At 68.8% G+C, this 13034-nt stretch carries 10 protein-coding genes; 1 reads left to right on the top strand and 9 read right to left on the bottom strand.

What is annotated here, in order from left to right; genetic code table 11:
* Positions 1-12 precede the first annotated feature (12 nt).
* Positions 13-681 (top strand): arsenate reductase/protein-tyrosine-phosphatase family protein, encoded by a 669-nt coding sequence (locus C3B61_RS03700; protein WP_088455522.1) that lies wholly within the window; start codon positions 13-15, stop codon positions 679-681.
* Between the two features lie 50 nt (positions 682-731).
* On the opposite strand, the gene C3B61_RS03695 is transcribed toward C3B61_RS03700, so the two are convergent.
* From C3B61_RS03695 to C3B61_RS03655, 9 genes are all read right to left on the bottom strand, one after another.
* Positions 732-1100, bottom strand: coding sequence for a hypothetical protein (locus C3B61_RS03695; protein WP_133160226.1), 369 nt, complete (start codon positions 1098-1100; stop codon positions 732-734).
* A 148-nt stretch (positions 1101-1248) separates the two neighbouring features.
* On the bottom strand, positions 1249-4002 hold the full coding sequence (gene adhE, locus C3B61_RS03690) for a bifunctional acetaldehyde-CoA/alcohol dehydrogenase (protein ID WP_174776223.1): 2754 nt from the start codon (positions 4000-4002) through the stop codon (positions 1249-1251).
* A 234-nt stretch (positions 4003-4236) separates the two neighbouring features.
* Positions 4237-5379 carry a cysteine desulfurase family protein gene (locus tag C3B61_RS03685; protein ID WP_103459584.1) on the bottom strand — a complete coding sequence of 381 codons (1143 nt, stop codon included), beginning with the start codon at positions 5377-5379 and terminating at the stop codon, positions 4237-4239.
* Between the two features lie 28 nt (positions 5380-5407).
* On the bottom strand, positions 5408-6268 hold the full coding sequence (gene nadC / locus C3B61_RS03680; RefSeq protein ID WP_103459583.1) for a carboxylating nicotinate-nucleotide diphosphorylase: 861 nt from the start codon (positions 6266-6268) through the stop codon (positions 5408-5410).
* On the bottom strand, positions 6262-7884 hold the full coding sequence (nadB, locus tag C3B61_RS03675) for an L-aspartate oxidase (protein WP_103459582.1): 1623 nt from the start codon (positions 7882-7884) through the stop codon (positions 6262-6264). The genes nadC and nadB overlap by 7 nt, the downstream gene beginning before the upstream one ends.
* Positions 7885-7886: 2 nt before the next feature.
* Positions 7887-9218 carry a quinolinate synthase NadA gene (gene nadA, locus C3B61_RS03670; RefSeq protein ID WP_103459581.1) on the bottom strand — a complete coding sequence of 444 codons (1332 nt, stop codon included), beginning with the start codon at positions 9216-9218 and terminating at the stop codon, positions 7887-7889.
* On the bottom strand, positions 9215-9955 hold the full coding sequence (locus C3B61_RS03665; RefSeq protein WP_088455528.1) for an NUDIX hydrolase: 741 nt from the start codon (positions 9953-9955) through the stop codon (positions 9215-9217). The genes nadA and C3B61_RS03665 overlap by 4 nt, the downstream gene beginning before the upstream one ends.
* Positions 9956-10039: 84 nt before the next feature.
* The gene (locus tag C3B61_RS03660) at positions 10040-11599 is read right to left on the bottom strand and encodes a glycosyltransferase family 39 protein (RefSeq protein WP_103459580.1); all 1560 of its coding nucleotides are present in this window, start codon (positions 11597-11599) and stop codon (positions 10040-10042) included.
* Positions 11600-11671: 72 nt separating this feature from the next.
* Complete coding sequence (locus C3B61_RS03655; protein ID WP_165791119.1) at positions 11672-12994, bottom strand: sensor histidine kinase; 1323 nt, start codon at positions 12992-12994, stop codon at positions 11672-11674.
* Positions 12995-13034: the final 40 nt, after the last annotated feature.

Genomic DNA, 13034 nt, shown 5'->3' with positions numbered 1-13034 from the left:
AAGGCGAAGAAAATGGATGTTTCGGACCGTCGCCCCCTTCCCGGCCTCACCTTCCCGGAGGCGTACCTGCACCGTCTTTCCGACGAGCTCTCGCTCAAGTTCTCCGGTATCTTCGGCCTCGAGACCGTGGAACGATACGTGCTCGAGTCGTACACCAGCCTCCTGCGCGGATCGACGGTGCGCGCACACGTCGCCGCTCGCACGGTTCGGTTCGCCACGGACCGGCTCACCGCGCTCGCCCAGGCCAAGGGCGCGATTGCTCGGGACGTCCCCGAGGTGCTCTTCGTCTGCGAGCAGAATGCGGGCCGGTCCCAGATGGCCGCCGTACTCACCGCACACCTCTCCGGCGGGCGCGTTCACGTACGCAGCGCCGGCTCGATGCCCTCCGGTGAGATCCACGCCACCGTGATCGCCGCCATGGCTGAAATCGGCCTGGACCTGGGCGAAGAATTTCCCAAGCCCCTCACCGACGACGTGGTGCAGGCCGCCGACGTCGTGGTGACCATGGGTTGCGGCGACGCCTGCCCGGTCTACCCGGGCAAGCGCTACCAGGACTGGGAGCTGGCCGACCCGGCCGGACAATCGCTGGAAGCCGTGCGGGACATCCGGGACGACATCCGCGCCCACGTCGTCACGCTGCTGACCAGTGTCGGTGTGGAACCCCACTCCCTCCCGGCCTGATCAGACCCGGCTCGCAGCTCAGCCGCCTCGTCGTGGCGCCAGGAATTCGGCTAGTCCGCGTTCGGGGTGTCTTTGTGCTTCGTGAGTTCGGCTCGATCGTCGGCGGAGGACTGACGATCGCTCTTGGCGTGGGAGCGGTCCAGCGCTGCTGCGCGCCGTTCTCCGTGGCCTGAATATATTTCGCTGGTGTCCAGAAAGGCCTCGAGGTCGGCGGCTTCGGCACGCTTGTCAGACTCGACATCGCGGATGTCGGCCTCATCGTCCCGTCGGTGTGCGTCCACCAGGATCTTTTCGATCTTCTGATCTTGGGCGGCTTGGCTGGAGGTTCGAGCCTCGTCCTGCTCGTCCTGAGGGATGCGGGCTGAATCGGGTCCAGCAGCGTCAGCGTTGCCGTGCGGAGTGTCAGTTGGGTTGCCCACAGTGACCATCTAACACCAATGGGTGGTGAGGAGCGACTGGCGACCTCGACCGCCGGCACCGTTCTCGCAACACAGAACGGCCCCGCACGAGAGTGCGGGGCCGTTGTGGTGGTGCAGGTCGAACGGTTGTTGCTGTGACGCGTGGAGCCTACTTGCCGGCCTTGCGGGCGGGCTTCTTGGCGTCCTCGGTCGGAGCGGCAACCACTGCACCGGTCTCGTGCGCGGCGTCAACCACGGCTGCGCGTCCGGCGCGAACCTCGGCGAACGACGTGCCGTAGTACGCGGCTTCCATGAGGGTCTTCATGTCCTCGAGCATCGGCATCCGCGGGTTGGCGGGTGCGCACTGGTCGCCGTAGGCGCCCATGGCGAGCGAGTCGAGGCGGCTGATGAAGTCCTCTTCCGGCACACCCTGTGCCTGGAAGGACGGCTTGATGCCGACCTGGTCGCGCAGCTTCTCGACGGCCTTGGCGTAGGACTCGACGCCCTCGGCCGGGGTGGAGGCCGGGAGGCCGAGGTGCTTCGCGATTTCCTGGAAGCGCTCCGGGGCGATGTAGTGCTCGTACTTGGGCCAGCTGGTCAGCTTGGTCGGTACGGTGCCGTTGTACCGGATCACGTGCGGCAGGTAGGTCGCGTTGACCCGGCCGTGGATCAGGTGCAGCTGCGCGCCGGTGACGTGAGCCATGGCGTGGACTATGCCCAGGAAGGCGTTACCGAATGCCATACCGGAGATCGATGCGGCGTTGTGCATCTTCTCGCGAGCCTTGATCACGGCGTCATCGGTGCTGCCGATGGTGCCCTTGACGCTGGTCTCGATGTTCTCGAAGATCAGCTTGATCGCGTGCAGGCAGAGGCCGTCGGTGAAGTCGTTCGCGTACACCGAGACATACGCCTCAGTGGCGTGGGTCAGGGCGTCGAAGCCGGAGTCTGCGGCGAGGAACGACGGCATCATGGCCGTGAGCACGGGATCGATGATCGCGACGGACGGGATCAGCGCGTAGTCGGCCAGCGGGTACTTGACGCCGGTGACGTCGTCGGTGATGACGGCGAACGGGGTCATCTCGCTACCGGTGCCCGAGGTGGTCGGGATGCAGACCAGCTTGGCGAGCTCACCGAGGTCGGGGAACTTGAACGCGCGCTTGCGCACGTCGAAGAACTTTTCCTTCATGTCGGCGAAGTCGATTTCGGGGTGTTCGTACAGCAGCCACATGACCTTGGCGGCGTCCATCGGCGAACCGCCACCGAGGGCGATGATGGTGTCCGGCTTGAAGGCGCGCATTTCCTCTGCGCCCTTCTCGACGGCGGCAACGGTGGGCTCGGGGAGCACGTTGTCGATGATCTGCAGGGCAACGCGGCCCTCGCGGCGGTTGAGCACGTCGAGGATCTTGTCGACGAAGCCCAGGCGGGTCATGGTCGAGTCGGTGACGATGGTGACCCGGGTGACGTCGCGCATGTCGGCCAGGTAACGGATGGCGTTCGGCTCGAAGTAGGTCTTCGCGGGGATCTTGAACCACTGCAAGTTGTTGTTCCTCCGGCCGATGCGCTTGATGTTGATCAGGTTGATCGCCGAGACGTTGTTCGAGACGGAGTTGTGTCCGTACGAACCACAGCCGAGCGTGAGCGAGGGGATGAACGCGTTGTAAATGTCACCGATGCCACCGAGCGAGCTGGGGGCGTTGGTGATGATGCGGACAGCCTTGACGCGCTTGCCGAATTCTTCGATGATCGCGGGGTTTTCGCTGTGGATCGAGCCCGAGTGGCCCAGTCCGTCGAATTCCACCATCTGCTCGGAGAGCGAGATGCCCTCTTCGGCGTCCTTGGCGTGCATGACGGCGAGCACCGGTGCCAGCTTTTCGCGGGTCATCGGCTCGTGCGGTCCGACTCCGGACACCTCGACCAGGATGATCGACGTTTCTTCGGGGACGCTGAAGCCGGCCTGCTGTGCGATCCACACCGGCGACTTGCCGACGACGTTCGGGTTCAGCTTGGCGCCGGCGCAGTTCTCCGAGTTGGCCTGAACGCCGAAGATGAACTCTTCGAGGAGGGCCTTCTCTTCTGCGTTGGTGCGGTAGGCGTGCAGGATCTTGAACTCGGCCATGGCCTCGTTGTAGAGGGGCTCTTCGATGATGACGGCCTGCTCGGAAGCGCAGATCATGCCGTAGTCGAAGGCCTTCGAGAGCACGACGTCGTTGACGGCACGCTTGAGCTTGGCGCTCTTCTCGATGAAGGCGGGCACGTTGCCGGCGCCGACGCCCAGGGCGGGCTTGCCGCAGGAGTACGCGGCGCGGACCATGGCGTTTCCACCGGTCGCGAGGATGAGTGCCACACCAGGGTGGTTCATCAGCAGGGTGGAGGCCTCGAGGGACGGCTGTTCGATCCACTGGATGCAGTTGGCGGGTGCGCCTGCTGCGATGGCGGCGTCGCGGACGACGCGGGCGGCGGCTGCGGAGGACTCCTGCGCGGCGGGGTGGAAGCCGAAGATGATGGGGTTGCGGGTCTTGAGCGCGATGAGCGACTTGAAGATCGCGGTGGACGTACAGTTCGTGACCGGGGTGATGCCACAGATGACGCCGACGGGCTCGGCGATCTCGGTGATGCCGGTGAGCTCGTCGCGGCTGATGATGCCCACGGTCTTGAGGTTCTGCATGCTGTTGGTGACGTGCTCGCACGCGAAGAGGTTCTTCACGGCCTTGTCTTCGAAGACTCCACGGCCGGTCTCAGCGACGGCGTGCACGGCGAGCGTGGCGTGCTGGGACAGCGCGGCGACGGAGGCCTTCTTGACGATGTAGTCGATCTGTTCCTGGGTGAAGTCCGCGTAGTCCTTCAGCGCGACGTTGCCGGCGGCAACCAGGGTGTCGATCTTCGTAGCTATGGGAGTGGCGACTGGTTGGTCTGTGATCGTCATAGTTTTCCTCCTGGACAACCCGATCTGGGATCTTTGTCTCTGGTTCAAACATAGGCTGCCGGAACGCCCAAAACACGGGCCAAAGGTCCCACGTGCACTGCCTTTCGGCGCCCGTTCAGCATCCGTTCGCCCTGCACCGCAACTGTGCCCCGTTCGGACAATTGCGCCCGGTGCGCCGGACGCACTTGTCCGGTTCGGGAACAGTTGCGAGCGAGGGGGCGGCCGGGGCGCTGGTCAGCCGGCCAGGCCGCGCACGGCGGCGACGGCCTCGTGCACCCGGGTGGCTGCCTCGGTCAGCTCCGCGGCGGTGGTGGTGGCCGACAGGGTGAACCGCACAGCGGTCTGGGCGAGATCGGCGGGGATGCCCAGGGCCGTGAGCACGTGTGACGCCTCGTCGCTGCCGGCGGCACAGGCCGACCCGCTCGAGCAGACGATATCGTGGCGTTCGAGCTCGAGCAGCACGGCCTCGCCGCCGGTGCCTGCGAAGGTGAACGAAGCATGGCCGGGCAGCCGGTGCAGCGGGTCCCCGGTCAGCGCCGCGCCGGGGGTGCTCTCCAGGACCGCCGCGACGAAACCGTCGCGGAGCACGGTCAGGGCGGGCGCGAGCTCCCGCCGTTCGGCCTCGGCCAGGTCGAGGGCCACCGCGAGCCCCACGGCCCCGGCCACGTTCTCGGTGCCGCTGCGCCTGCCGCGCTCCTGGCCGCCGCCGTGCAGCACCGGTTCGACCTGCAGGCGACCGCGCAGGTACAGCGCGCCGACGCCCTGGGGCGCGCCGAGCTTGTGTCCTGAGATGCTCAGCGCGTCGACGCCGAGGTCGACGGCGTTCAGCTCCAGCCAGCCGGCGGCCTGCACGGCGTCGGTGTGGAACGGCACACCGGCCGCGCGGGCGATGGCGGCGAGTTCCCGGATGGGCTGCACAGTGCCGATCTCGTTGTTGGCGTAGTGCACGGTGACGAGGGTGGAGTCGGGCCGAAGAACCCTGGCGAGCTCGGCGGGATCGACCCGGCCGGAGGCATCCGTGGTCAGCAGGGTGATCTCGAAGCCGTGCAGCCGGCGCAGATAGTCGCAGGACTCGAGCACGGCCTCGTGCTCGAGGGCGGTGGTAACGATGTGCCGGCCGCGCGGGGAGCCCAGGGCGAGGCCCTTCACCGCGAGGTTGGCGGCCTCGGTGCCGCCGCCGGTGAGGGTGATCTCGCCGGGCCGGCAGCCGAGCACCCGGGCGATGCGGGCGCGGGCGGCCTTCAGCGTGGCGGCCGCGGCCTCACCCACCCGGTGGTGGCTGGACGGGTTGCCGAAGCCGCGGGTCATGACCGGCCAGATGGCTTCGGCGACCTCGCGGCGCAGCGGCGTCGTCGCGGCGTTGTCCAGGTAAATCATGGCTGCTCCGGGTTCGGGGAACGGGTGGTCAATCCTCGGTGAGGATCACCACGTCCAGGCCCAGGTCGAGCGAGCGAACGCTGTGGGTGAGGGCGCCCACCGAGATGACGTCGACGCCGGACTCCGCGATGCGTCTGACGGTGTCGAGCGAGACGCCGCCGCTGGCCTCCACGATGGCCCGGCCGGCGACCAGGCGCACGCCCTCGCGGAGGCTGTCGGCGTCGAAATTGTCGAGCATGATGGTGTCGATGCCGGCCGCGAGCACGGGTTCGATCTGCTCGAGGGTGTCCACCTCGACCTCGAAGTGGGTGGTGTGCGAGAGCTTGGCGCGTACGGCCAGCAGCGCCTCGGTGAGGCCGATGCCGCCGGCGCTCAGCACAGCAAGGTGGTTGTCCTTGGCCATCACGGCGTCGGAGAGGCTGAACCGGTGGTTGTGGCCGCCACCGTCGCGCACGGCCTGGCGTTCGAACGCGCGCAGGCCGGGTGTGGTTTTGCGGGTGTCGACGATGCGGGCCGCGGTGCCGGCGGTCTCAGCCACGTACCGGGCGGTGAGGGCGGCGATGCCGCTCATCCGCTGCACGAAGTTCAGTCCGATCCGTTCGGCCTGCAGGATGCCGCGGGCCGGGCCGGACGCCTCGGCGAGCAGGTCGCCCGCAGCGAAGGCGGCGCCGTCGGTGACGTGGAGGTGCACCGCGATGCGTGGGTCGACCAGTCGGAACGCCGCAGCGAACACGGCCCCGCCGCTGAACACGCCGGCTTCCCTGGCCACCAGCTGGGCGGTGGCGACGGCGTCGGCGGGGATCAGCATCTCGCTGGTGAGGTCGCCCCACGGGGCGTCCTCGTCAAGGGCGGCCCGCACGACGGTGTCGATGGAGTGTGTGGTCAGCATGCGATGGCCTCCGAAGGCTGCGATGGAACTGTGAGAAGAGGGCGGGTCGACGCCGGGTGCCGGGTGAAGCGCGGCCGGGCGAGTTCCAGGCGGCTGTCTGGGAAGTCAGCGCGGTGGTGGGCGCCGCGGGATTCCTCGCGGGCCAGGGCTGCGGCCACGATCAGGCGGCCGAGGTCGAGCAGGTTGCCCGTCTCGAGCTCGGCGACAGTGGCCCTGGCCCGGTCGACGGCCCGCCACCCGGCCAGTGTCACGGCGGCCCGGGTCAGGCCAGAGCCGGACCTGTGCACTCCGGCGGCCTCCCAGAGCAGCTCCTGCAGGGTGCTGCGCTCGACGAGCGTGCCGGCCTCATCCGGGTCGCTGCCGAGTTCGGCAACTGCCTCGAGGTCGTCGAACAGCGGCGGTCGCTGCTCCTCAGCGTCGAGCGCGCGCACGGCCCGATCGGCGAAGACAGCGGCTTCGAGCAACGAGTTGGATGCCAGCCGGTTCGCGCCGTGCGCTCCGGTGCGGGCCACCTCACCCACCGCGTAGAGGCCGGCCAGCGAGGTGCGGCCCCAGCAGTCGGTGGCGACTCCGCCCATCCAGTAGTGCGCGGCCGGAGCGACCGGAATCGGTTGCACCGCCCAGTCCAGCCCGGCGGCGCGGCAGGCGGCCGTGATGGTGGGGAACCGGCTCTCGAGCAGGTCACGGCCGAGCCCGGTGGCGTCCAGCAGCACCGGGGCGCCGCCCTGCTTTTTCATCTGGGCGGCGATGCTGCGCGCCACGATGTCGCGGGGCGCGAGCTCGGCATCCGGGTGGATGGCCGGCATGAACCGTTCACCGGTGCTGGTGAGCAGCACGGCGCCCTCGCCGCGAACGGCCTCCGACACCAGCGGGGTGCCGGGCACCGCGAGCGCGGTCGGGTGGAACTGGTAGAACTCGACGTCGGCGACGGCAGCGCCGGCCCGCCAGGCGGCGGCGACACCGTCGCCGGTGGCGATGGCCGGGTTGGTCGTGTGCCGGTATAACGCTCCCGCGCCTCCGGTGGCGAGGATCACGGCGTCGGCGGCGACCGCGTGCTGGGTGCCGTCCGGCCCGAGCAGCATCGCGCCGGTCACCCGGACCGTGCCGGGGCCGTCGGTCACGATCAGGTCGACGAGCATGGTGTGTTCGTGGATGGTGATCTGGTCGCCGCCGAGGGCGTGGGCGCGCTTGGCGCGCTCCTGCACAGTGGCCACCAGCGCGGTCTCGATGGCGGCGCCGGTGGCGTCGCCGCCGGCGTGCAACACCCTGGACCTGGAGTGCGCGGCCTCGAGCCCACGGGTGATGCCCGATTCGTCGCGGTCGAAATCGACGCCGAACCGGATCAGGTCGCGCACCCGGGCCGGGCCTTCCTCGCAGAGCACCCGCACGGCAGCGGGGTCGCAGAGTCCGGCGCCGGCGCGCAGGGTGTCGAGGATGTGCGCGTCGGTGGAGTCGTCGGGGAACAACGCCGCGGCGATGCCGCCCTGGGCGTAGCGGGTGTTGCTGTCGGAAAGGGCGGCCTTGGTCACCAGGGTTACCCGGTGGCCGGCATCGGTTGCCCGCACCGCGGCGATCAGCCCGGCGAGGCCGCTGCCGACGACCAGCACGCGCGTCATGGTCAGGCTCCGGTCACGACGGGGGCGACGGGACCGGCGGCGGGCGGCTTGGCGGCGAGCATCCGTTCGAGCGCCACCCTGGCGTGCCCGGCGACGTCGTCGGCGACCGTGATGCGGTTGAGCACCTCCGCCGGCACGCCGTCGCCGCCCACGAGAGCCTCCAGTACCCAGGCCAGGTAGCCGGAGTGGATGCGGTACATGGTGGAGCACGGGCAGACGACAGGGTCGAGGCAGAAGATGGTGTGCTGCGGGTACTGGGCGGCGAGGCGCTGCACGAGGTTGATCTCGGTGCCGATCGCGAACGTCGACCCGGCCGGTGCGGCCGCGATGGCCTTGGCGATGTAGTCGGTGGAACCGTATTCATCTGCCGCATCCACGACCGCCATCGGGCACTCGGGGTGCACGATCACGCGCACGCCCGGGTGCTCAACGCGGGCAGTCTCGATCTGCTCGACGGTGAAGCGGCGGTGCACGCTGCAGAAGCCGTGCCAGAGGATCACCTGCGAGTTCTCGAGTTCGGCCTCGGTGTTGCCGCCGAGGGCCTTGCGCGGGTTCCACATCGGCATCCGCTCGAGGGGAACGCCCATGGCCTTGGCGGTATTGCGGCCCAGGTGCTGGTCGGGGAAGAACAGCACCCGCTGGCCGCGCTCGAAGGCCCACTTCAGCACGGTCTCGGCGTTCGAGGAGGTGCAGACAATGCCGCCGTGCTCGCCGCAGAAGCCCTTGAGCGCCGCGGAGGAGTTCATGTAGGTGACGGGGATCACCGGGACGCGCCCGTCGGCATCCGGTTCGGTGCCGTAGAGCTCTTCGAGCTGTTCCCAGCACTCGGTGACGGAGTCGATGTCGGCCATGTCGGCCATCGAGCAGCCGGCGGCGAGGTTGGGCAGGATCACGGCCTGCTCGGGGCGGGAGAGCAGGTCGGCGGTCTCGGCCATGAAGTGCACGCCGCAGAAGACGATGGCTTCGGCATCCGGCCGGCTCTGGGTGGCCACGGCGAGCTGGAAGGAGTCGCCGATGAAGTCGGCGTGCTGCAGCACCTCTTCGCGCTGGTAGAAGTGGCCGAGCACCACAACGCGGTCGCCCAGGGTGGCCTTGGCGGCGCGGATCCAGTCGCCCAGTTCGCCGTTGGAAGCCGTGCGGTAGCGCGCGGGCAGCTCGCCCTGGCGGGGGGATCCGGCGGGGATGACGTCGCCCATCGAGGAGCCGGGGCCGTAGCCGGGGGCCTTGTCGTCGAAGTACCACGGGTCGACGGCGAGGTCGGGGGTGCAGGTGCTGCCCGTGCTCTTGCCCGTGCTGATCAGACGGATGGTGCGGTCGACCGATGCGATGGTCATGTCGTGCTCCTCGGGGAGTGCGGGGTGGTTTGGAGGGGAGTTTCGGGCCAGCCGACCGTGGAGCCCAGGGGCCCCTCGGCGATGGAGTGGGAGTCGTTGTAGCGGTAGAGCCGCGGCGGCCGGTGCGGTACCCCGGCCAGGCGGAGCCCGGTGTCGACGACGGTCCCCGTCGACTCGATCATGCGGCGGAAGTTCGCCGGGTCGAGTGCTCGGCGCAGGACCGCCTCGTGTACGTCGCGCAGCTGGGCGAGGGTGAATGTCTCGCCGAGGAAGGCGTGCGCGATGCGGGAGTATTCCACCTTGGTGCGCAGACGCCATAGCGCGTACTCGACGATGTGGTTGTGGTCGAACGCGAGCTCGGGCAGCCGGTCGGCCGGGAACCACTGCACGTTCTCATCGACGGCGGCGAGGTCGGCCTCGGTGGACTGCACCAGAGCCCAGTACACGATCGAGACGACGCGGCTGCCCGGGGAACGGCTGAGATCGCCGAACGTGTACAGCTGCTCGAGGTACTTGGGGGAGAGTCCGGTGGTTTCCCGCAGTGTGCTGGCCGCGGCGGTGGAGAGCTCCTCCTCGGGCGGCAGCCAGCCACCCGGCAGCGCCCACAGGCCCAGGTACGGGTCCCTGGTGCGACGGACCAGGGGAAGCCAGAGCGTCATGAAGCCGGACTCGACGTCGGGCCGGAGCGCGAAAATGACCGTCGAAACCGCAAGCACAGGCGGGTGTAGATCGGTCATCGGGCATCCTTCGAGTAAAGGTCAATATGACTCTAACGTGAGGTCCATCATATAGTCATCGTGACCAGAAGTCACACCCGGGGCTCACGGCATCGTCAACCTCGTCATTTCGATGAGGATGGTGCGGTTGATCGTGCGGGACGACACGATGGCGAAACCCGCCTCGCGGAGCACGGCAAGGTCGGTCCCGGCCGCCGTTCCTCGGCTCCCCACATTCTGCAGGAGCCAGACTCTATCGGTTGCAGCCAGCCGGAACGCGGCCACCTCGAGCGGGAGTGTGCGGTCCCACAGCCCGTCGGTGTTCTCGAACGACTCGTCGCGCGTGATGTCGTTCAGCCCGACGAACGCCGCCGGATAGAGGTGCCCGGCCAGGCGCGGTCGCCGCGACGGCCTGGTGCTCTCGTCAAAGACGACGGCATCGCGTGGTCGGGCCTCTGCGCGCAGGATGTCGGCCGTCTGGCGCCAGTCGCTGCCATGGTCCTTCGCGAAGTCCGAGCGTTGCGCGAGATAGCCGGGCGCCGCGAGGGTCACCACGAGCAGCAGGGCAATCGCCCGAGCCCAGATCGGCCGAAGCCCCACGATGCCCACGGCCATCAGGATGGCGGCCGCCGGCGCGCAGATCGAAAGGTAGCGATAGGCGTACATCGGCGTGATCAGGTGGGTGCCGATCAGCAGGGTGGTACTCGGCACGACCAGCCAGGCCAGCAGGACGACCAGTTCGGCCCGCGGCACCCGACCGGACCCGGCGTTCACGCCGACGCCCTGGAACCGGGGGACGAACGCGGTCAGGCAGCCGACCGCGATCAACAGCCAGGCGAGGGCGGCCAGAGCCGGAGTGCCGAACCACTGCTGGACGGCGGCGTCGAGCGGGCTGGCCTGTGCGCGTCGGGCCAGGAAGGCGATCTGGTCACGCTGGGTGTGGGCCAAAATGATGATCGGTGAGGCCACCGCCAGCGCGGCGCCCACCCCGCCGGCCCACGTCAGCACGGTGACGCGTGGGCTGTGCCGGGTCAGCAGGGTCACCAGCAGCCCGTGCACCGGCACCAGCAGCGCGATGTAAACAAACACGGCGATGCCCGCGGCGAGCAGCACCGCGTAGCCGGACCAGAGCGCCAGGGTCAGTGTGGCGGTGGTGGGCCTGGACCGCACGATGTGCACGAGGAGCACTGTGCACCACACCGCGATCATGGTGGCCAGGGCCGTGGACCGGGCCTCAGCGCCCATATACGTCACTCGGGGGAGCACCGCGAAGACGAGGGCGGCGAACAGGGCGACGCGCGGGTTGACGAGCATCCGGGCCAAGACAGCGGTGCCGGCCGTCGCGGCGCCGATGGACAGGGCGCTGAGTAGTCGGGTAGCGAACTCCGACGCCCCGAACACGTCGATCCAGCCGTGCAGAAGCAGGTAGTAGACACCGTGCACGGCATCGACCGTGCCGAGCATCCGGAACAGCGACTGAAGCGACCGCTCGGCGGAGAGTACGCTGGCTGCCTCGTCACCCCAGTAGGACGGCTGCCAGGACCCGGCCACCGACACCAGGAAGCCGACCAGGCCGAGCAGGGCCGCGGTAGCGGCGAAGCCGCGCCGACCGTGTCTCGTCGGCTCCGGGGCCTCGACGAGCGGAGAGGCGAGAACAGTCGTCACGTCCAGACCCTAGAACCCTCCAACGTTTACCGACGAGGGGCCTCGGTGACCTGGAAGGTTCCCAAAGTGCCGCTAGGGAACCTGCCGCGGCAGCCGGATCTCGACCGCGAGTCCGCTGCCGGTGTTGCGCAGCAGGACCGTGCCGTTGGCGCGCTCGACGATGGCGTGCACAATGGCCAGACCCAGGCCCGATCCGCCGGAGCTGCTTGACCGGGCGTTGTCCGGCCTGGAGAATCTGTCGAACGCCAGCGGAATGAAATCCTCCGGCAGGCCGGGGCCGGTGTCGATCACGGTGATCAGCGCGCCGGAGCCTGAGCGGGACAGTGAGACGGTGACGCCGCCGTGGCCCGCCATCGCCGTGACGGCGTTAGAGATGAGGTTGTCGAGGAGCTGGCCCATATTCGTGGCCGAGACGCCGTAGCGACCCTCCGGATCGTCATCGTCGATGCGGTAGACGACCTCGAGTTCGTGGCCGTCCCGCACCACCCGCGCCCGGTCGACCGACGCCGTGATCTCGTCGACCAGACCGGTCCAGTCCGTCTCGGGCGGCGACTGCACGCTCTCCAGCTTGCTCAGCTCGAGCAGATTGGTTGCCAGCCGGCTCAGGCGTCCGGCTGTTGCCGATGCGTCTCGGATGTCGCGCTCGAGAGCAGGGGCATCGCCGGAGTCGAGGTGGGCCAGCTCGAGCTGCGCCTGAAGCACCGCGAGCGGGGTGCGCAGTTCATGACTCGCATCCGACACGATCTGTTTTTCGCGGTCCACGCCGCGCCGGAGCCGCTTGATGAAGTCGTTGAGGGTTCGGGCGAGCTCGCTCACCTCGTCCTTGCCGGCTGGAACCCGCAGCTGCGCCGAGGAGCCCGTCGTGCTCAGACTCTCGGCTTCCTCACGCAGGCGGGTCACCGGGCGAAGCGCCGCGCCGGTGAGCAGCCAGGAGGCCAGTCCGAACCCGGCGGTGAGGATCACCGTGCCCAGCACGAGCACCCCGGTGAGCTCATCGAGCAGCAGGGTGGGGGCCTGCTGGCTGCGGGCGGCTATGACGAGCCAGTCGCCCGAATCCGAGCTCACCGGCGTCGCCGAGACCAGGTAGGTGGCGGCGGGGGTGGTCACGGTCTGCGGTTCGGCGCCCAATTCGATCAGGGCGTCGAGCTGCCGGTCCAGGCTGCGCGGCAGCGACGACTTCCGTACCGTACCGGTCGGGTCGACGATGGCCAGCAGCTGGCCCTCGCTCGGGCTCTGGATGGCCTCGGCGGGGTTCGTCGCGAGCTGACCCAGCAGGGACTCGGCGTCGTTGCGCAGCATGGTCTCGTTCGAATCGGTGAGAATCGATTGCACCTCGAGGCGGACGAAGAATGCGGCGGTGCTGAACAACAGGGTCGCGACGAGAAGGCTTCCCAAGGTGATCCGCGCGCGGATCGACAGCGCAGGCAACCAGATG

This window comes from Cryobacterium zongtaii (assembly GCF_002909375.1).
GTDB lineage: Bacteria > Actinomycetota > Actinomycetes > Actinomycetales > Microbacteriaceae > Cryobacterium > Cryobacterium zongtaii.
This window is presented reverse-complemented; position numbering and strand designations above follow the sequence as displayed.

What these genes read in the sequence shown, in the direction of transcription:
- C3B61_RS03700 (WP_088455522.1), top strand. Translation starts at nt 13, where the DNA reads ATGGATGTTTCGGACCGTCGCCCCCTTCCCGGCCTCACCTTCCCGGAG.
- adhE (WP_174776223.1), bottom strand. Translation starts at nt 4,002, where the DNA reads ATGACGATCACAGACCAACCAGTCGCCACTCCCATAGCTACGAAGATC.
- C3B61_RS03685 (WP_103459584.1), bottom strand. Translation starts at nt 5,379, where the DNA reads ATGATTTACCTGGACAACGCCGCGACGACGCCGCTGCGCCGCGAGGTC.
- nadC (WP_103459583.1), bottom strand. Translation starts at nt 6,268, where the DNA reads ATGCTGACCACACACTCCATCGACACCGTCGTGCGGGCCGCCCTTGAC.
- nadB (WP_103459582.1), bottom strand. Translation starts at nt 7,884, where the DNA reads ATGACGCGCGTGCTGGTCGTCGGCAGCGGCCTCGCCGGGCTGATCGCC.
- nadA (WP_103459581.1), bottom strand. Translation starts at nt 9,218, where the DNA reads ATGACCATCGCATCGGTCGACCGCACCATCCGTCTGATCAGCACGGGC.
- C3B61_RS03665 (WP_088455528.1), bottom strand. Translation starts at nt 9,955, where the DNA reads ATGACCGATCTACACCCGCCTGTGCTTGCGGTTTCGACGGTCATTTTC.